This is a genomic window from Myxococcales bacterium, assembly GCA_016712525.1.
GTDB lineage: Bacteria > Myxococcota_A > Polyangia > Polyangiales > Polyangiaceae > JAAFHV01.
Window position 1 is genome coordinate 1,957,859 of sequence record JADJQX010000007.1, and the last position, 18,073, is coordinate 1,975,931.

The 18,073-nt window shown below is 69.7% G+C and carries 16 protein-coding genes; 8 read left to right on the forward strand and 8 right to left on the reverse strand.

Going from position 1 to position 18,073, the window contains the following annotated elements; all coding sequences use genetic code 11:
* Position 1: 1 nt before the first annotated feature.
* The 4 genes from IPK71_25375 to IPK71_25390 all read right to left on the reverse strand — a co-directional run bounded on the left by IPK71_25375 (position 2) and on the right by IPK71_25390 (position 3,874).
* Complete coding sequence (locus tag IPK71_25375) at positions 2 to 853, reverse strand: hypothetical protein (protein ID MBK8217070.1); 852 nt, start codon at positions 851 to 853, stop codon at positions 2 to 4.
* The gene (locus IPK71_25380; protein MBK8217071.1) at positions 850 to 1,653 is read right to left on the reverse strand and encodes a hypothetical protein; all 804 of its coding nucleotides are present in this window, start codon (positions 1,651 to 1,653) and stop codon (positions 850 to 852) included. The genes IPK71_25375 and IPK71_25380 overlap by 4 nt, the downstream gene beginning before the upstream one ends.
* 5 nt (positions 1,654 to 1,658) lie before the next feature.
* On the reverse strand, positions 1,659 to 2,378 hold the full coding sequence (locus tag IPK71_25385; GenBank protein ID MBK8217072.1) for a hypothetical protein: 720 nt from the start codon (positions 2,376 to 2,378) through the stop codon (positions 1,659 to 1,661).
* Between the two features lie 518 nt (positions 2,379 to 2,896).
* Positions 2,897 to 3,874 carry a matrixin family metalloprotease gene (locus IPK71_25390; protein ID MBK8217073.1) on the reverse strand — a complete coding sequence of 326 codons (978 nt, stop codon included), beginning with the start codon at positions 3,872 to 3,874 and terminating at the stop codon, positions 2,897 to 2,899.
* A 326-nt stretch (positions 3,875 to 4,200) separates the two neighbouring features.
* Between IPK71_25390 and IPK71_25395 the strand changes: the two genes are divergently transcribed.
* From IPK71_25395 to IPK71_25415, 5 genes are all read left to right on the forward strand, one after another.
* On the forward strand, positions 4,201 to 5,805 hold the full coding sequence (locus tag IPK71_25395) for a histone H1-like repetitive region-containing protein (protein MBK8217074.1): 1,605 nt from the start codon (positions 4,201 to 4,203) through the stop codon (positions 5,803 to 5,805).
* 67 nt (positions 5,806 to 5,872) lie between these two features.
* Positions 5,873 to 6,895: a uroporphyrinogen decarboxylase gene (gene hemE / locus IPK71_25400; GenBank protein ID MBK8217075.1), complete on the forward strand. Its 1,023-nt coding sequence runs from the start codon at positions 5,873 to 5,875 to the stop codon at positions 6,893 to 6,895.
* A gap of 19 nt (positions 6,896 to 6,914) precedes the next feature.
* On the forward strand, positions 6,915 to 7,868 hold the full coding sequence (hemH, locus tag IPK71_25405) for a ferrochelatase (protein ID MBK8217076.1): 954 nt from the start codon (positions 6,915 to 6,917) through the stop codon (positions 7,866 to 7,868).
* The gene (hemG, locus tag IPK71_25410) at positions 7,865 to 9,379 is read left to right on the forward strand and encodes a protoporphyrinogen oxidase (protein MBK8217077.1); all 1,515 of its coding nucleotides are present in this window, start codon (positions 7,865 to 7,867) and stop codon (positions 9,377 to 9,379) included. The genes hemH and hemG overlap by 4 nt, the downstream gene beginning before the upstream one ends.
* 88 nt (positions 9,380 to 9,467) lie before the next feature.
* The gene (locus IPK71_25415) at positions 9,468 to 10,418 is read left to right on the forward strand and encodes a ribose-phosphate pyrophosphokinase (GenBank protein ID MBK8217078.1); all 951 of its coding nucleotides are present in this window, start codon (positions 9,468 to 9,470) and stop codon (positions 10,416 to 10,418) included.
* Positions 10,419 to 10,439: 21 nt separating this feature from the next.
* Here the strand turns inward: IPK71_25415 and IPK71_25420 are convergent, their stop codons facing one another.
* Positions 10,440 to 11,267, reverse strand: coding sequence for an MBL fold metallo-hydrolase (locus tag IPK71_25420; protein MBK8217079.1), 828 nt, complete (start codon positions 11,265 to 11,267; stop codon positions 10,440 to 10,442).
* Positions 11,264 to 11,932 (reverse strand): nickel-responsive transcriptional regulator NikR, encoded by a 669-nt coding sequence (nikR, locus tag IPK71_25425; GenBank protein ID MBK8217080.1) that lies wholly within the window; start codon positions 11,930 to 11,932, stop codon positions 11,264 to 11,266. Before nikR ends, IPK71_25420 begins: the two co-directional genes overlap by 4 nt.
* 114 nt (positions 11,933 to 12,046) lie before the next feature.
* On the opposite strand from nikR, the gene obgE reads away from it, so the two are divergent.
* Both obgE and IPK71_25435 read left to right on the forward strand, forming a co-directional pair.
* Entirely contained in the window at positions 12,047 to 13,081 is a 1,035-nt protein-coding gene (obgE, locus tag IPK71_25430) for a GTPase ObgE (protein ID MBK8217081.1), read from the forward strand.
* Entirely contained in the window at positions 13,078 to 14,094 is a 1,017-nt protein-coding gene (locus tag IPK71_25435) for an EscU/YscU/HrcU family type III secretion system export apparatus switch protein (protein MBK8217082.1), read from the forward strand. The genes obgE and IPK71_25435 overlap by 4 nt, the downstream gene beginning before the upstream one ends.
* Here IPK71_25435 and IPK71_25440 read toward each other — a convergent pair.
* Together IPK71_25440 and IPK71_25445 are read right to left on the reverse strand one after the other, a co-directional pair.
* Positions 14,078 to 16,621, reverse strand: a complete 2,544-nt coding sequence (locus IPK71_25440) for a hypothetical protein (GenBank protein MBK8217083.1) — start codon at positions 16,619 to 16,621, stop codon at positions 14,078 to 14,080. The genes IPK71_25435 and IPK71_25440 overlap by 17 nt on opposite strands.
* Before the next feature lie 74 nt (positions 16,622 to 16,695).
* The gene (locus IPK71_25445) at positions 16,696 to 17,397 is read right to left on the reverse strand and encodes a PspA/IM30 family protein (protein ID MBK8217084.1); all 702 of its coding nucleotides are present in this window, start codon (positions 17,395 to 17,397) and stop codon (positions 16,696 to 16,698) included.
* Between the two features lie 206 nt (positions 17,398 to 17,603).
* On the opposite strand from IPK71_25445, the gene IPK71_25450 reads away from it, so the two are divergent.
* Entirely contained in the window at positions 17,604 to 18,071 is a 468-nt protein-coding gene (locus IPK71_25450; GenBank protein ID MBK8217085.1) for a hypothetical protein, read from the forward strand.
* Positions 18,072 to 18,073: the final 2 nt, after the last annotated feature.

Below are 18,073 nucleotides of genomic sequence, written 5' to 3' on the forward strand. Positions count from 1 at the left end.
GCTACGGCGCAGCCGCCGAGCCCGCAACCGGGCGAGCGCCCGAGGGCTCCGTGACCTTCGGGAGGAGCACCGGGATGGCGCGATCGACCACGACAGCGAGGATCCGATCGTGGGAACCGTACCCCGTGAGCGGCACGTGCGTCATCGAACGCTCCCGCGGACCGCGATCGCGTGTGCCCATGAAGAGCGTACGGAACGGCTCGAAGTCACGCTCCCACGAGGCCGTTTGGTAGAACGTGTGTACGCGTGTCGAGGGCGCGGCCAAGAGCAGCGTCTCGGCGACCCCTCGGTCGAAGCACGTGTCCGCGAGCACCACCGCGTAAGGGGCCGGGGCCTTTGCGCTCGCCGCCAAGAGGGCGCTCCCGTGCACGTTGCACCCGCCTCCCGAGTGCGCGAGGACCACCACGTGGCTCCGATCGACGGACGCAAGCGAGCCGAGCGCAGCCTCGGTTTTCTGAACGAAATCGGACAGATCGAAGCTTGCCCACATGCCCCACGGCTTGGACGCGTCCACCGTCTGGCTCGGTGCGGCGACGAGAAACGGGGCCGCCCTGCCTTCGGCTTGCAGGCGCGAGAGCATCGCGGAGACGTCGGGGTTCCCCTTGGCGCCCATCCACTTGTGGAGCGGCCCGTCTTGGTTCAACCCGTGAAGGAACACGACGAGCGGCGCGCGCGCCCCTGGCGAGACCGCGTCGGGCACGACCACGAGCCCCGCACGAGCCGCCTCACGAGGCTTCACGTACGTGCCGCCCCCGAACGCGAACTCGACCTCCGTACGCGCCCCCGCGACGCGCGGACCGAGCGAGAACGTGAGCGAGAACGAGAGGAGGAGCGCGACGCTCGAGCCCTTCACGGGATGGAGAACGTGATGGTGAACGTGCCCTGCTGTTGCCCGGTGGCGCCGCCGTCGACCACGACGTAGTAGGTGGTGCCGTCCGTGGCCGCGAACTGGAGGGACTCGGCGGCGTTGCCGGCGACGTTGGAGCACGCGGCGTGGGTGAACGTGCGGCCCGCGGGGGCGCACGTGTCGGCCCGGTAGATCATGTGCGGGAAGCTCGCCGCGCTCGTGGCGACGCGCATCATGCCGGTCTTGTGGGCGGTCACCGCGAACACCCGGTCGGGCGAGCCGAAGCCGTTCGCGCCCATGCAGTCGGGGGACGCCGAGTAGTCGTCGATCGCGCCGACGGTGGTGGTCGCGACCGTGACGGTCTTGTCCCAGACATGGACCGCCACACCCGGGCACTTGTCTCCGGAGGCCGCTCCGACCTGCACCGTGCACGTCGCGCTGCACCCGTCGTTCGCGGTGCGGTTGCCATCGTCGCACTCTTCGCCGGGGTCGACCTTCCCGTTGGGGCATGGGCCCGCGTCGCCGCCGTCACCCGCGTCGCCCGGGACGAAGACGTCCTCGTCGGGGAAGCTCGCGTCCTCCTCCGGGAGGGGCGGATCGATGGGAAAACACGGCTCGCAAGGGCCGTACGTCTTGCCGTCGTCGTTGCAGACGCGCGTGCCCTCTTCGCGATCGGAGCAGCGGCAGTAGTACGCGTCGCCGGGCTTGCAGTCGTTCTTGGGCGTGGTCGCCGGGTCGGAGCTGCACGCGACGGCGAGGGCGCCGAGGGTCGCGAGCGCGGCCACGATCTTCGTTCGGAGGGTCATGGCGCTCACGGGAGGCGGAAGTTGAGGGTGTAGTTGCCTTTGGCGCCGACACCGCCGGAGACGCCCACGTAGTAGGTACGCCCGCTCACGACCGCGAACGACATGGTCTCGTCGAACGGCGCCGAGGCGCCCGCGTTGTTGGCGCACATGCCCGTGCCCTGCGTCGCCGCGTCCATGCACGAGGTACGCGCGCTGAGGATCACGTTGTAGTTTGCACCCGTCGTCGACACCGTCAGCGTGCCCGTCTTGTGCACGGTCACGGCGTAGATGTGGTCACCCGCCACATTGACGGAGCTTACGGCGGAGCAGTCGTTTCCCGGCCCTGTCCACGTGCTCGGGAAGCCATCGTTCGTGCCGGCGCCGCTCACGGTCGTCGTGCCGCCCCAGAGGTGCACGGGCTGGCCGGGGCACGACTTGCCCGAGTCCGGGTTGCCCGCGAAGCTGCGGCAGTCGTTCGAGCAGCCGTCGTCGGCGGTCTTGTTGACGTCGTCGCACGCCTCGCCGTCGTTCACGTCGCCGTCGCCGCAGAAGAAGCCGGGAGCGAGCTTCAGCTTGAGCGAGTAGGGACCGGCTTGGTTCGGGCCGGCCGCCCCGTCGACCACGAGGTAGTAGACCTTGCCCTTGATGACGTTGGCGTTCACGACGGCCTGCTGGCCGGGCCCGAGACCCGCCACGCACGAGGACTGGCTCGCTTCGTCGGAGCAGGTGGCCCGAATGTACGCCATGGGCGCGAACGCCTTGTCGGGCACGATCGTCGCGGTGAGCCTGCCCGTGGCCGGAACGGTGAGCGCGTAGACGTGATCGGGCGCGCCTGCACCGCCGGCGCACGCGTTCTGCCCCTTGGCGTCGTCTTTGGCGGGCTTCGTGTCCGAGTTGACGGTGATCTCTTGGCTCGGGTTCAGGGCGATGTTCTGACCGTCGCACGCCTCGGACGCGGGGGTCGGAGGGATCGCCGCGTCGCCGGGCTGGGGGACGGCCGCATCGCCGGTGTTCGGGTCCGGAGTCTCGGTGCAGGGGCGGTTCTCGCCGAGCTCGCACGGGCCGAAGGTCTCGCCGTCCTCGTTGCAGAGCTTCGTCGCGTCTTCTCCGCTGGCGCAGCGGCAGAACACGTACGAGCCCGGAGTGCAGACCTTCTTGCCCGTGCCGCCGTCAGGGGTCTCGGTGGTGCTCGAGCAGCCCCCTCCGAGCACCGACACGCCCGTCACGAGGGCCGCGAATCCAAGGGCGAACAAGACATTCGGTTTCATGAAGCGCGCTCCGAAGTAAGACGACGCCCAAGGCCCCGGCGTCCAAGGGAGATCACGACCATCGAGCCTGCAAGGGCGAGCGCCCATCGAGGGTCCGAGCTCCCGCGCGCAGGGTCCCCGGCGGCCGCGCAGCTCGTCTCGGGGTCGGCTGCGGGGGTGCCGTCGCAGGTGGCGCTGTAGCCTCCGCGCGGCTCCTGGTTGCAGGCGACGCCGTTGTTCGGTGGGTAGGCCGCGCACACGGCGTCCTTGTCGTCTTGATTGAGCTGACGGATCTCGGTCGTCCCGGGTACGTAGCGGGCGTACATGGTCGCGCGCTCGTTCTCGGAGTGGCCGATGCCGAGGAAGTGACCCACCTCGTGCGCCAGGATCGCCTGGAGATCGTATTGAATCTGACCGGCGGTGTCGGTCACCGTGACCTTGTTGAAGGCCGTGTTGACCTCGATGTCGGCGTCGAAAATCTCGCCGGTGTCGGTGTCGAAGGTGGTGCTCGTCTTCGCGAGGGTTCCGTCGATGCCGCGGTACTTCCAGTCACTGTCCTGGAAGAGCACCACGTTCACGTTCTTGCCGTCGCGGTTGTACTCGGCCTTCTTGCAGGCCACGTCTTCTTTGGCGACGAAGGTCATGCTCGCCTGCTTGCCGCCGCCACAGTCGACCGCGCTCCACGAGCGAAAGGCCTTCATGATCGCCGTGCGAGTCTCACGAAGGTCGAGAAACTGGGTCCCCTGCTCGTTCATGTGGAACTCGATGCAGGAGGTCGGCCAGAAGAGGGCGTTTCCTTCGGTCGTGCAGCCCTTGTCGTCCTTGAGGCAGGTCTTCTTGTCGGTGTCCTTGCAGGTCGTGTTGCGGCAGAAGGCCTCCGCGGGCGACGCTTGCGCGACGAGCGCACAGGCCACGAACGCGAAGGCGCCCCACCTCGACCGAAGGGGGGTGTACCAAGAGAGCCTGGCAAGCGAAGCCGACGACGAACGAAGCATTCGGGCCCCTCGAATGTACGCGAAGGGCCGCCACTTCGCACGGAGATTGGCGAGCTCCGGACGTGGGTCCGCTCCTACGAATCCCGGGGCGCGGCCGCGGGGCGAAGCGCCCCACGAGACGCTCTCTACGGCGCCAACCTGCCGAAATCACGAAACAAAGTTACGTCTCACGGAAAGTGTGGCGCCACCGCGAGCCAAGGCGCGCTCCGGGCGTCCCGCCCCAACTCGGCCTTGCGCGCTCGGTCGTCCGCGACTAGCACGGCGCCGTGAGCGAGCCTGAAAAAGAGGAAGACCTCGAGGATCTCGAGGACGGGTGGGAGTTCGAGATGCCTCGCATCTCGACGACTGTGCCGAAGCCCGAGGGCTCCTCGGCGATCGCGCTCGAGACGCTCGAGTCGGGCTGGGGCTCGACCCCGGACGTGAACGAGGCGGCCGCCGCGATGGCTGCTGCCGAAAAAGCGGCTGCCGAAAAGGCCGCCGCCGACAAGGCCGCTGCCGACAAGGCCGCCGCGGAAGCTGCTGAAAAGGCTGCCGCTGAAAAAGCCGCTGCCGACAAGGCCGCCGCGGAAGCTGCTGAAAAGGCCGCCGCTGAAAAAGCCGCGGCAGAAGCTGCAGAAAAGGCTGCCGCTGAAAAGGCCGCCGCCGACAAGGCCGCCGCCGACAAGGCCGCCGCCGACAAGGCTGCCGCCGACAAGGCTGCCGCTGACAAGGCCGCCGCTGACAAGGCCGCTGCGGAAGCTGCCGACAAGGCCGCCGCCGACAAGGCCGCCGCTGAAAAGGCTGCTGCGGAAGCTGCTGAAAAGGCTGCCGCTGAAAAGGCCGCCGCTGAAAAAGCCGCCGCCGAAAAAGCCGCGGCAGAAGCTGCTGAAAAAGCCGCCGCCGAAAAGGCCGCTGCTGAAAAGGCCGCTGCTGAAAAGGCTGCCGCTGACAAGGCCGCCGCCGAAAAAGCAGCCGCCGAAAAAACCGCGGCAGAAGCTGCTGAAAAAGCCGCCGCCGAAAAGGCCGCTGCCGAAAAGGCCGCTGCCGAAAAGGCCGCCGCCGAAAAAGCCGCCGCTGAAAAGGCTGCCGCTGACAAGGCCGCTGCCGAAAAAGCCGCCGCCGACAAGGCCGCTGCCGAAAAAGCCGCCGCTGAAAAAGCCGCCGCTGAAAAGGCCGCTGCCGAAAAAGCCGCTGCTGAAAAAGCCGCCGCCGAAAAAGCCGCTGCCGACAAGGCCGCTGCCGAAAAGGCCGCCGCCGAAAAGGCCGCCGCCGAAAAGGCCGCTGCCGAAAAGGCCGCTGCCGACAAGGCCGCTGCCGACAAGGCCGCTGCCGAAAAGGCCGCCGCCGAAAAAGCCGCCGCGGACAGGAAGGCTGCGGCCGACAGGAAGGCTGCGGAGAAGGCCAAGCGCGCGGACGCCGAGGCGAAGGGCCATGCCGCCGCGGCGGCGCCCGAGTCGCGCTCCCCCGACGCGACGTCGAGAAACCTCGCCCTCGAGATCGCGGCCAAGAAGGCAGCGACGACCGTGGTCACGAGCCCCACCGTCGACGACGGCCGCAAGGACGCCAAAAAAGAGCGGAACAAGCGCAAGGCCGAGGCCAAACGCGACAAGCAAAAGGCCAAGGCCGAGGCCGTCTCCGCGGCCCAAAAGAAGAAAAAAGGGCGCCCTGCCCACCGCGCCGAGCCCGAGCCCAAGCCCAAAGCCGAGGCCCCGAAGGCGGCTTCCGAGGTGGTCAAGGCCGCGCCGAGCAAGGCGGCTCCCACGAAGGCCACACCGAAGCCCAAACCGAACGTCGTCGAGGCCGCCCCCGTCGCCCCCCGCTCGAACGACGGCGCGAGCAAGTCGGCCGAGCCCAAGGCGCTCGCGAAGCCCGAGACCCCTTTCCCGTGGCCCATCGCGGCCATCGTGGCGGTCGCCGTGATCGCGTTCGCCGCCTACTTCCTCACGAAGTAGGCCCCTCCCCTCGCGCCTCCGCGCACCACGTTGAAGCCCGCGCGTGCGGGCTGATAGGCTCCCCGCGATGAAACAAGACCTCTTTCTCCGTGCGTGCAGGCGCGAGCCGACCGAACGAACCCCCGTGTGGATGATGCGCCAGGCGGGTCGGTACATGCCGGAGTACCGCGCGCTCCGCGAGAAGCACTCGATGCTCGAGCTGTGCAAAAACCCGGAGCTCGCGACCCAGGTCACGCTTCAGCCGATGGTGCACGGCATGGACGCGGCGATCCTCTTCGCCGACATCTTGCTCCCGCTCGAGCCCATGGGAGCGCCGTTCGACTTCGCGAAGGGCGAGGGCCCGGTCGTGCACAAGCCGGTGCACACGAAGGCCGACGTCGACGCGCTGCGGGTCATCGAGCCGGACGAGGGCCTCGGCTACGTTCTCGACGCCATTCGCATGCTCAAGAAAGAGCTGAAGGTGCCCCTCATCGGGTTCGCCGGAGCGCCCTTCACCCTCGCGAGCTACCTCATCGAGGGCGGAAAGAGCGCGCACTTCGCCAAGACGAAGACGCTCATGTACGCCGAGCCCGAGACCTTCAAGACCCTCATGGGCAAGCTCTCCGAGGTCGTTCGCCGCTTCCTCCGCGCGCAGGTCGCCGCCGGCGCCGACGCCATCCAGCTCTTCGACTCGTGGGTCGGCCAGCTCTCCCGCGCCGACTACGAGGAGCACATCCTTCCCCACGTGTCGCACATCCTCAAAGACGTGGAATCGTTGGGAGTTCCGGTGATCCACTTCGGCACGGGGACCTACCACCTGCTCGACCTCCAGCGGCGGGCGGGCGGCACGGTGCTCGGGCTCGACTGGCGAACGCCCTTCGCCGAGGGCTGGGAGCGCATCGGCCACGACCGGGGCGTCCAAGGGAACCTCGACCCGACGGTGCTCTTCGCGCCGCGCGAGGTCGCCGAGAAACACGCCGCGCGTGTCCTCGAGGCCGCTGCGGGCAGGCCGGGGCACATCTTCAACCTCGGTCACGGCATCTTGCCGGGGACGCCGGTCGACACCGTGAAAGCCGTCGTCGACTTCGTGCATCGAACGTCCGCGCGCTGAACCGCGCGAAAGGAACGTCATGCCCCAAGGTCTCGTCGTCATCGCTCACGGCACGGTCGACTCGCTCGACGACATCCCCGCGTTCTTGACGAACATCCGGAGGGGCCACGCTCCCCCCCAAGAGCTCGTCGACGAGGTGACCCGCCGGTACCGTGCGATCGGCGGGAAATCGCCTCTCAACGACACGACGCGCGCGGTCGCGGAGAAGCTCGCCGTCGCGACCGCGCTCCCCGCCCGGGCCTGCGGGCGCCTCTTCGCGCCCTACCCTCGTCAGGCCATCGACGAGCTCTTTGCCCTCGGGGTCGACGAGCTCGTCGTGGTCCCGCTGGCGCAGCACTCGGCGCCGCTCTACGTCGACGCTGTGCGCGCGGCCGTGCGGGAGTCCTCGAGGCCCGAGACGCCGGTCGTCGGGCCGGCGAACTACGGGCGCGAGCCGCGCTTGGTCCGCGTGTTCGCCGACCGCGTCGAGCGCGCGCTCCGCGAGATCCCCGCCGACGAGCTCGCCACGACCTCGGTCGTGTTCACCGCGCACAGCCTCCCCGTCGCCGTGGTGCGCGCCGGCGATCCGTACGAGGCCGAGTTCAGGGCCTCGGTCGAGCTCGTCGACGCCGCCGTCCGTGTACGTCCCGGGATGACCTCGGTGTGCTTCCAGAGTCAGGGCATGAGCCAGGGTCCGGGCGGGCGTCCGGTCGAGTGGATGGGTCCGGACCTGCGGAAGGCGCTCGAGCACGAGAAGGCCCGCGGGGCGAAGCGGGTCGTGATCGCCCCGATCGGCTTTTTGGCCGACCACGTGGAGATCCTCTACGATCTGGATATCGAAGCGCGCGCGTGGGCCGAAGAGCTCGGGCTCGTGCTCTCGCGGACGGCCTCGCTCAACGCCGACGACACGTTCATCGACGCGCTGGTCGCCGTGATCTCGCCCTACCTCGCTCTCCCACGCACCTCCACCGACCAAGCCCCCGGACCTGCATGAAACGAAAAGAGCGAGTGGTCGTCGTGGGGGGAGGCATCACCGGCCTTACGACGGCCTATGCTCTCGAAAAAGCGGGGGACGACGTCGACGTCGTGGTGCTCGAGGCCTCGTCGAGGCTCGGCGGGAACATCGTCACGCAGACGCATCAGGGCTTCACCATCGACGGTGGCCCCGACTCGTGGGTCGCGACGAAGCCCTACGCGACCGCCCTCGCGAAGGAGCTCGGCCTCGGCGACGAGCTCATCGCCACCATCCCCGAGAACCGCAAGGTTTACATCGCGCACGAGGGGCGTCTCCACCCGATGCCCGAGGGCGTGATGCTCGGCGTGCCCACGGAGGTGCGCCCGATCGTGGAGTCCGAGCTCTTCACGTGGGACGCGAAGCTCCGCATGGGCCTCGAGCTCGTCGTGCCCCGCCGCATCTTCCACGGCGATCGCGACGACGAGACGGTGTCGAGCTTTCTCCAGCGGCGTTTCGGCGACCAGCTAGCCGATCGCCTCGCGGGCCCCCTCCTCGGAGGCATCTTCGCGGGAGAGGCCGACGCGATCTCGATCCGCGCGGCGTTCCCTCAGCTCGTCGCCGCGGAGCGCGAGCATGGCTCTCTCATCGTGGCCATGCGCAAGCAGATGGCCGCGCGGCGCGCGGCGTCGGCGTCGAAGTCGGGCGGAGGCTCGGCGTTCCTGTCGCTGAAGCGTGGCATGGGCGATCTCGTGGTGAACCTCGCGCACCGCATCTCGTCCGAAATCCTCACCGACACGAAGGCGCTCGCCATCACCGCGACCGAGCCCGGAGATCCGCGCGGACGGTTCCGTGTCTTCGTCCGAGGTCGGCCTCGGATCTTCGCGGACCACGTCGTGCTCACGGGCCCGGCGCACGCCACGAAGCCCCTGCTGGAGCCGCTCGATCCCGCGTTCGGCCCGGCGTTCGACGGCTTCGACTACTCGTCCACCGCCACCGTGTTCCTCGCGTACAAGCGCAAAGACATCGACCACCCGCTCGATGCGTCGGGGTACATCGTCCCGCGATCGTCGGGGCGCGCGGCGCTCGCGAGCACGTGGATCGGATCGAAGTGGGAAAACCGCGTCCCCGGCGGACAAGCGCTCCTCCGTGTGTTTTTCGGCGGCGATGGGCGCGAAGATCTCCTCACGATGCCCGACGACGAGCTCGCTCGCCTCGCCGAAGCCGAGCTGGGCGCGTTCCTCAAGATTTCTGGAAAACCTCTGTTTTTCCGCACATTTAGATACAACAAGGCGAGCCCTCAGCCGCGCGTCGGTCACCTCGCGCGGATGGCGGAGCTCCGAAAGCACCTCGCGAGCTTTCCCGGGCTCTACGTCGCCGGCAACGGGTACGACGGCATCGGGATCCCGGAGTGCATCCGCCAAGCACGCGAGGTGGCGGCCACGATCCGAGCCTCCCGCGCGCCGCTGGACGCGTCCCATCGCCCCACCGACGACGCCCTCGCCACGCGAGCCTCGGTGCTCCCGCCGGGCTCGGTCGGCCGCGCGAGCTGACCTCGCACGAACGCGCCTTCCCGAGGCCGACGAAACGAGCGACGATGCCGGGTCGTCGCGCACGCCTCTTTCACGCCCCGAAGGACCTATGGCCAAGAAGCTCCTCTATACGATCGCCTCGTACAAGTACCTCGAGCCCGCGTTCCTCGCCGAAGGGCACTTCGAGCTGGGCGCCATCGAGCGAAAGACCTTCCCCGACGGCGAACGCTACCTTCGTTTGCTCTCGGACGCCTGGGGGCGCGACGTGGTGCTGCTCGGTGGTACCCCGAGCGATCTCGATTGGCTCGAGATCTACGACCTCGGCTGCGCCATCTCGCGGGCCGGGGCGCGCTCGCTCGACATCGTGATGCCGTACTTCGGCTACGGCACCATGGAGCGCGCCGTGTACCCCGGCGAGGTCGTCACGGCCAAGACCCGCGCGCGGCTCGTGTCGTCGATCCCCGGGTGCGAGGGCGGCTCGCGCGTCTACCTCTTCGACCTCCACACGGACGGCATCGAGTTCTACTTCCAAGACGAGCACGTCACCCATCACCTCTACGGCGCTCCGATCGTCACCGAGCTCGTGCGGCGCACCATGGGCTCGACCCCGTTCGTGCTCGGCGCCACCGACGCAGGGCGCGCGAAGTGGGTGCAGAGCCTCGCGCGCACGCTCGATGTGGAGCCGGCCTTCGTCTACAAGACCCGCGACTCGTCATCGGGTGCGCTCGCGGTCACGGGGATCAACGCGGATGTCCGCGGCAAGGACGTCGTCGTGTACGACGACATGATCCGAACCGGCTCGTCGCTCATCCAGGCCGGTCGCGCCTACCTCCAAGCGGGCGCTGCGCGCGTGCACGCGGTCGCGAGCCACCTCGTGCTCCCCGGTGAGTCTCTCGAGAAGCTGCGGGCGTCGGGCGTGTTCGCGTCGATCCGCGGCACCGACTCGCACCCCGGCAGCCAGAAGCTCCCGAAAGAAGACGTGTGGTCGGTGGCCGAGCTCATGTCGAGCGCCCTGATGCGGTCGGGCGTGCCCCGCTCGATCGCGGCCCCACGGCTGTAAGTAGCTAGAAGCTAAGGCATTTCAGGCCGCCTCGCGCGCCGCTCGCTCTCGGCGTAGGGCGAGGAGCTCGTGCTCGGAGTGCGCCGAGAACACGCGCACGTCCGCGTGATCCCGGGCGATGTCGCGCAGGACCGCTTGGTTTTGGACGCGCAGCCGATCGTCGAACGCGACGAGCGACTGAAACGCGCGGAGACCCGCAGGGCACCTCGGGGACGCGGCCATCTCTTCGTGGTGGAAGTAGGCGTCCCCAGCGTGGAGGAGGTAGCCCTCCCCGTCCCGAACGGCGACGGCGACGTGCCCGCGGGAGTGGCCGACCGTGGGCACGAGCAGGACGTCGTCGGAGAGCGCACGCACGGCGCCGAGGCCACGCCACGTGTCCCCCTCGAGCGAATAACGCCGCCACTTCGGCCCGTGGGAGAGCTGGAGCGCGCGGTAGCGTCGTCGCTCTGCCAACGTGGGCCCGTCCATCGCCGCGTGGTGCTCGGGCTCGTAGACGTGGACGGTCGCGTCGGGAAAGTCCGAGAGCCCGCCGGCGTGATCGAGGTCGAGGTGCGTGACGACGATGTCGCGCACGTCCCTCCGGTCGAATCCGAGCCGTTCGACGTGGGCGAGCGCGGTCTCTTCGCGCGCGAGCCGTGGGCGGGTCAAGCCGAGGAAAAGGGACCCGAGCCGCTCTCGGGGGCGCTCGATGTCTTCCGTGCCGAAGCCCGTGTCGACGAGGACGAGGCCATCGGCACGCTCGACGAGCAGGCAGTGCGCGACGAGCCGCTCGGGCGCGAGAGCCCCTCCGAACGCGCCCCCCGCGAAGGGACACATGGTGCCGCAGTCGAGGTGGTGAATGGTGGTCATGCGCGCCTCTTCGAGGGACGTGGCCCACCTGCGTGACCGCTCGGCCCGGCGCTCCCTTTCCCTCCGCGTTTCGGAGGCGTGTCGCGCGCCGCGGACGACTTGGGACGTCGAGCGACCGCGGCCACCGAGCCCTCCCCGTGCGCGTGATCGTGCGCGTGCGAATGCGCGTGATCGTGAGGGTGGTCGTGGGGGTGATCGTGGGCGTGCGCGTGCGTATGGCCGTCGTGCTCGTGCACGTGAGCGTGCCCGGTGCCTTTCCGCGCGACGTCGGTCACCATCTCGAGCCCGCCTTGTTTCACCCCGCGCGTCGCGAGCATCTTGTGGGCCGCGCCCTTCACGACGTCGGCGGCCCCGCGCATGACGATGACCTCGAGGCAGTGGTCGTCGTCGAGGTGGACGTGCATGGTGGAACGCACCGCGTCCCCGAGGCCGTGCTGAACCTCGGTGAGCTTCTCCGTGAGGTCGCGCACGTGATGGTCGTAGACGAGCGTGAGCGCCGCGACGCACGGCTCGCCCTTGCGCACCTTCTGCTTCGACACCTCGGCGCGCACGAGATCCCTCAGGATCTCGGAGCGGGTCGTCCCTCGGGCCTCGACGAGGGCGTCGAGCTCGGTGAGGAGCGTGTTTTCCATGGCGACCCCGAACCGGACGAGCACGTCTTTCATCGCGTGGGCCGCATCTTAGCTGGAAAGCCGGGCCACCTTCGCAGTAAGAAACGGCCACGCGGAGCGCACCCGTGGCCACGGGTGCGGCCAAACCCGCCGAAAGTAAGGCGTTTCGTGAAGTTCGTCGACGTTTGCGAAGTGAAGGTCCACGCGGGGCGAGGCGGCAACGGCGCCATCGCGTTCCGGAGGGAAAAGTACGTCCCGTTCGGGGGCCCCGCCGGGGGCGACGGCGGGCGCGGTGGCGACGTCGTCTTCCGGACCGACTCGGGCCTCTCCACGCTGCTCGACCTCACCTACGCCCACTCGCTGCGGGCGAAGGACGGAGAGAACGGCCACGGCTCCGACTGCTACGGCCGCGGCGCCGAGGACCTCGTCTGCCGCGTCCCCGTCGGAACGCAGGTGTTCGACGCCGACACGGGCGAGCTCCTCTTCGATCTCACCGAGGGCGAGGTCGACACGGTCGTCGCCAAAGGCGGGCGCGGAGGGCGCGGGAACATCCACTTCGCGACCGCGCAGGATCGCGCCCCGCGTCGCGCCGAGCCGGGCGAGCCGGGAGAAGAACGCGCCTTTCGGCTCGAGCTCAAGGTGCTGGCCGACGTCGGGCTCCTCGGGTTCCCGAACGTCGGGAAATCCACGTTCGTGCGCGCCGTCTCTCGCGCGCGCCCCAAGGTGGCCGACTACCCCTTCACGACGCTCGTCCCTCACCTCGGCGTCGTGCGCATCGACGACGAGGCCTCTTTCGTCATCGCCGACATCCCCGGCCTCATCCCGGGCGCGGCCGAGGGCGCGGGCCTCGGCCACCGCTTCTTGAAGCACGTCGAGCGCACGCGCGCGCTCCTCCACCTCGTGACGCTCGATCCTGGCGAGGGCCGTGATCCGGTCGCCGACTACGACGCGCTCAAGAAGGAGCTCCGGACGTTCGATCCGGAGCTGGCCAAGCGCCCCACGATCGTGGCGCTCGCGAAGGCCGACCTCCCCGAAGTGAAAGAGGCCTACCCCGAGCTTCGTGCGCGCTTCGCCAAGAAGAAGATCAAGCTCCACCTCGTGTCGGCGGCCACCCACGAGGGCATGAAGGAGCTCGTGCAACGCCTCTACGAGCTCGTCCTCGAAGGTCGACGCGAGGCCGCCCTCGCCGCCAAGAAGGCATGAGCGAGGGCTCGCTCGAGCCCACCCCGAGGCGCCTCGAGCGGGCGCGGAGGGAAGGCGATTTCGGGGCCTCGGGGGCCATCGGCTCGGCGCTCGCATGGCTCGTCGGGCTCGCCCTCGTCCCTCCCCTCGCCGCCGCGATCGTGAGCGAGGCCCGCGCCCGGATCGGGGCCGCCATCGACGTCGCCAAGCTCGAGGCCCCCGCCGTCTCCGGTCGGGAGGCGATGCTCGCGTTCGCGCAAACCATGGCCCTCGTCGGGCCCTTCGTCCTCGTCGCGGCCCTCGTGGCAGCCTTGGCAACGCTCGTCGAGACCAAGTTCGGGTTCGCCCCGGCGCGGCTCTTCTCCGGCCCTCGGGGTGGCGGTGGAACAGCGGGACTCGGGGGCCGTGTCGCGCGCGGCGCCGTCGCCGCAACCGTCGCGGTCGCGCTCGCGCTCGGCCTGCTCCGTGCTCTGGCGCTCCCGGCCGCGCACGTTTCCACCCCCTCACTCCACGGCGACCTGACGCGGCTCGAGGCGCTCGCGACGAGGCCTCTCGCGTGGGTCTCGCTCGCGGTGCTCGTCTCCGCCGTGGGCAGCACCTTCGTCGCGCACAAGGCCCATCGCGCCCGCCTCCGCATGACCCCGCGCGAGGTCGACGACGAGCGTCGTGCGGGTGAGGGTGACCCCGAGGTGAAGGCGGCGCGAAGGCGGGTCGCCGAGCAGATCTTCTCGAAGATTCCCCTCTCGGGCCTCCCCGCCGAGACCTCGGCGTGCATCAGCCATGGGGCCACGGCCATCGTCGTCTCGTGGACACCCGAGCTCGATCCGGCGCCGCGGCTCGTGCGGAAGGCCGTCGGCCGCGGGGCCGAGACGCTCGTCGCCGAAGCCCTGGCGGTCGGCCTTCGTGTCGCCACCGACGAGGCCCTCACCGTCGCGCTGTCGAGGCTCTCGCATGGCGAGCTCGTGGGCGAGGGGCTCTACGATCCGCTCGCCGAGCTCTTCGCGACGAGGGCCGCCGTCACTGCGCGATCGTGATGTCCGTGGCAGCCTCACGGAGCCGTGACGCCTCTTCGGGCCGCGCCATCGCGTGGTAGAGGCGCGCGAGGAACGCGAGGCTCGCGTGCACGCCCCGAGGGTCGGCGCCCTCACGGGCACGCGCGAGAGCCGTGAGCCCCTCGAGCAGCGACTCTTCGTACCGTGCCGCCGCCGCGTAGGCGATGCCGAGGGCCAGAGCCGATTGGCAGCGCGCGGAGGGGCTCGCGTCGGGCGGGTGCCGAACACGACGAAGGACACGCAAGGCGTCGCCGATCTCTCCGCGCTTCAGCCGAGACAATGCACGGACGCGCTCGGCGAACACGTCGTGACCGCCGTCGTGGCCGGCCGAGAGCAGCCTCTCGAGCTCGTCATGGTTCGACGAGAGGATCGCGGCCTTCATCCGATCCGCCAACGACACGGGGGCCGGCACCGGCGCCGGCGCTGGCGCCGCTCGAGCAGGCACCTCCGATGCCGCGCCCACCGCTTTCTTCTGCAGATGCGCGAGGTTACCGATTTGGGGCACGTTCTCGGCGATGGTCGGAGGCTCCGAGTCCGGCGGCGCGTCGCTCTTGGCGAACGACGGCGGGTTCTGCTGCGTGGGAGCCTTTCCTTCGCTGGCCGGGAGCTCTCCCGAGCCCACACGGGCCTTCAGCACGAACGTGGGCTCGCTCTCCGGGGCGGGCTCGACGGGATCGGGCTCGGGGCGCGCGTCGGGACGGGCCGCGACGGCCGGAGCGGGTGGTGGCTTCGAGGCGGTGCTCCCTCGTGCTCCGGGCTGGGTGTGCTCGTCCGTCGACTCTTTCGGGTCGGCATCGGGGAGGCCGACGAGCGAACGCAGACGTGCCTCGCACGCGGTCAGCTTGGCCTGCCGTAGCGCGAGCCCGACCGACACGACGACGCGACGCGCGCGCTCGAGGTCCCCCTCGGCGAGCGCGTGAGGGAGCGCCTCGAGCTTCGTGAACCCGGGCTCCGACTCGAGCACCGCGCCGAGCGCGCGCCGCAGCTGAGCGAGCACGGGAGGCTCCAAGATCGACACGAGCGATTCGACGTGCGTGCGGCTCGGGAGCGCGACCCACCCGGGCTCGGGGACGACGAGCCAGCGCGAGCGGCCGAGCTCCTGCGCGAGCGGCTCTACGGCGCCCGGCTGTTCGGCCGCGGAGAGGACCCGAGAGAGCGTCTCGACCTTGGCTTCGCCGCCGAGGAGCGCGACCGTCGCGAGCAAAGCGCGCGCCGCGGGGCTGACCTGGTGCGCCCGCAGCGTGACGAAGTGGCCCGCGGGACGTGGTTTTCCCCGCCCCGAGACCTTCCGGCGCGGGAACGCGTGCTCGCCGATCCACGCGAGCTCGGTGCTGTGGAGGCCGTGGCTCAGCGCCTCGAGCACACCGAGCGGCGTGCCGTCGCCGAGGCGCGACCACAAGCGGGCACCTTCGTCGTCGAGCATGCCGGCCGTGAACCCACGAGCGAGCGCGAGGCTCGCCTCGGGCGCGAGCTTGGCGAGAGTGGTCGTCGCCGAGGGTGGCCCCTTGGCGAAGGCCGAAGGCGCATCGGCTCCGGGCTGCATCCGCAGGACCGCGGGGAGTGGCCCGGCACGAACGGCTCCCCCGAGCACCTCGAGGGTCTCGCGATCGACGAGCTCCGCGTCGTCGACGAGGACGACTCCGGGAGCATCACCACCCGCGCGCGGGGCGAGCAGCGCCACCACCAGGTCTTGCGCGACCTCCAGAGAGAGAGGCTCGGCCGAGAGGAGCGACTCGAGCGCCGAAGCGTGCGCGGCGAGCGCCGGAGGCAGGTCCCGCGCGACCTCGAGGGCCACGGCGCGGCGAAGCGCCCCGAGGGGCTCGTTGCCTCCACCCGAGGGCCGCACGACGAGCGCGCGCCCACCATAGAGCGACCCGAGCTCGCGGAGCCGGCGCGACCCACCGAGCCCCCGAGCCGCATGCAAGATCGCGTAACCACCCGGTTTTACGACGAGGTTCGAGTCGCCCTCGGCGCCCTCGAGCGCAGGCTCGACGAGCCTCGACAGCGAGGTGATCGCGTCGCGCTTCCACGGCTGGCGTTCGTCGAGCAAGAGGCCCCGGATCCGCAGGCCCGCCTCTTCGGCGTAGCGCCCACCGCGGAGCACGAGGTCTCCGGAGCGCACGGCCTTCACCCGATCCGCGAAGAGCACCTGCCCCGGGCGTGCCGCCATCGCCAACGCGCCGGCCGCGACGAGCGCGTGCCCCCACGAGAGATCGGCGCGAGACCCGTCGGACTCGAGCAGCTCGAGGGAGCCCTGCGCCACACCGAACGCGAACCGCTCCTCGCCGGGGCGCCCCTCTTCGCCCGGCTTCGTGACGAGCGCCACGACGTCGTCGATCGAGAGCGGATCGAACGCGAAGTAGAGGCGCGCGTTCCCCCACGCGACGAGAGACGCTCCTCTCGCTTCGGCGCGCACGATGATGGCACGCGCGCGCTCGAGGTACCCGCGCCCGCGCGCAGGCATCCCGGCCCCGGGGAGCCGACAACAAAGAACGAGCTTATCGGCCACGGGGCCTCCACCACGTGCAGGACATCGGGCTCAACGGGAGGTCTCGGGGGCTTCGCGAACCGGCATCGCGGTCCTCACACCCTCACGCGCTTCTTCAGGGCCGCGATCTCCGCGTCGAGCTCGGGATCGCCGCCCTTCTCTTTGCTCCCGCCCTTGTCGAGCGAGTACTCGAGGTCCCGGAATTTGGCCTCGAGATCGTCTTTCTGACCGGTCCCGAGCGCCTCTTCGACCTCGGCCATCGCGCTGCCTTGAGCGGCGCGGTCGTCGATGCGGTCCTCGAGCTCGCGGAAGCTCTGGAAGGCGCTCGACCCACCGCGCGCCCCGAGCTCCTCGGAGCGGGCCTGCTTCGCTTTTCCGGCGATGGAGCCTTTGCGCAGCTTGAGCTCTTCGAGCTTCTTTTCCATGCGCTCGAGCTCCGCCTTCATCTTGAGCGCCGTGTCGCGTTGCTCGACACGAGCGCGATCGACCGTCTCGGCCTCGGCGGTGACGCGCTTCTTCTGCTTGAGCGCCTCGCGCGCGAGCGCCTCGTCGTCGCCCTTCATGGCGAGCTCCGCGCGTTTGTCCCACTTCTCGACCTCGGCGGTGAGGTCGTCGTACTTCTTGCGGAGCTGCTTCTCGGCGGCCACGGCGCTCACGACGTCCTGGCGACCGCGCTTCAGCTGCTCGGCCATGTCCTCCAGGTTGAGCTCGAGCAGCTTCTCGTCGTCCTCGGCCTTGTCGAGCAACGAGTTCATGTTGCTCGAGATGACTTTGCCCATGCGGTCGAAGATGCCCATGCCGGAGGTCCTTTCGATGCGTCGAGACGGCAGCCTCGCGGGGCGAAGCCACGGCGCCTACCGTGATGCTACGGCAAGACGGGCCCTTTCCCCAAGGGGCCTGTAGCGCCTCGGGATCGCGTTTGTGACCGGTTGGCACTCGAAGGGCTGCTATGCTTCGGCCAAGGCACGGGCCAGGTGGCCCCCTCACACCGGCGGAACCCCCCATGGACGATTGGCGAAAGCGCCTTGCCACGAAGCTCCTCGGCGACAAAGGCACCCCCTCCCTCGCCCTCGACGCTCGCACCACGCTCGAGATCGCGTTCGGTCGCGCGCGGAGCGAGGTCACCTACGTGCTCGAGCTCGGCCGGGCCCACGCGCTCCCGCTCGCCGGCAGCGTCACGGGGGACGACGTCTGGCTGCGCATCGGAGAGTCCGTCTTGAGGTTCCGTCTCGACCGTCAAGCGCTCGCGATCGTCGCGTTCGTCCCCGGCGCCAAAGACACGACGTTCTCGTTCGACGCCGACCTTCGCACGCTCGTCACCGCGCAGCGGCGGCCCGTCGACTTCGATCAGTTCGTCAAAGACTCTCTCGAGACCATCGTGCAGGGTTGGGATCAGGGCATGCGCGCTCCGAGCGAGACCTTGCCCGACATTCCGAGCACCATGGATCCCGTCCCCTCGAAGGAGGGCTGACC

Excerpts from the sequence above, each read along its gene's own strand:
- IPK71_25380 (MBK8217071.1), bottom strand. The coding sequence starts at position 1,653 with ATGACCCTCCGAACGAAGATCGTGGCCGCGCTCGCGACCCTCGGCGCC.
- IPK71_25385 (MBK8217072.1), bottom strand. The coding sequence starts at position 2,378 with ATGGCGTACATTCGGGCCACCTGCTCCGACGAAGCGAGCCAGTCCTCG.
- IPK71_25390 (MBK8217073.1), bottom strand. The coding sequence starts at position 3,874 with ATGCTTCGTTCGTCGTCGGCTTCGCTTGCCAGGCTCTCTTGGTACACC.
- IPK71_25395 (MBK8217074.1), top strand. The coding sequence starts at position 4,201 with ATGCCTCGCATCTCGACGACTGTGCCGAAGCCCGAGGGCTCCTCGGCG.
- hemE (MBK8217075.1), top strand. The coding sequence starts at position 5,873 with ATGAAACAAGACCTCTTTCTCCGTGCGTGCAGGCGCGAGCCGACCGAA.
- hemH (MBK8217076.1), top strand. The coding sequence starts at position 6,915 with ATGCCCCAAGGTCTCGTCGTCATCGCTCACGGCACGGTCGACTCGCTC.
- hemG (MBK8217077.1), top strand. The coding sequence starts at position 7,865 with ATGAAACGAAAAGAGCGAGTGGTCGTCGTGGGGGGAGGCATCACCGGC.
- IPK71_25415 (MBK8217078.1), top strand. The coding sequence starts at position 9,468 with ATGGCCAAGAAGCTCCTCTATACGATCGCCTCGTACAAGTACCTCGAG.
- IPK71_25420 (MBK8217079.1), bottom strand. The coding sequence starts at position 11,267 with ATGACCACCATTCACCACCTCGACTGCGGCACCATGTGTCCCTTCGCG.
- nikR (MBK8217080.1), bottom strand. The coding sequence starts at position 11,932 with ATGAAAGACGTGCTCGTCCGGTTCGGGGTCGCCATGGAAAACACGCTC.
- IPK71_25435 (MBK8217082.1), top strand. The coding sequence starts at position 13,078 with ATGAGCGAGGGCTCGCTCGAGCCCACCCCGAGGCGCCTCGAGCGGGCG.
- IPK71_25445 (MBK8217084.1), bottom strand. The coding sequence starts at position 17,397 with ATGGGCATCTTCGACCGCATGGGCAAAGTCATCTCGAGCAACATGAAC.
- IPK71_25450 (MBK8217085.1), top strand. The coding sequence starts at position 17,604 with ATGGACGATTGGCGAAAGCGCCTTGCCACGAAGCTCCTCGGCGACAAA.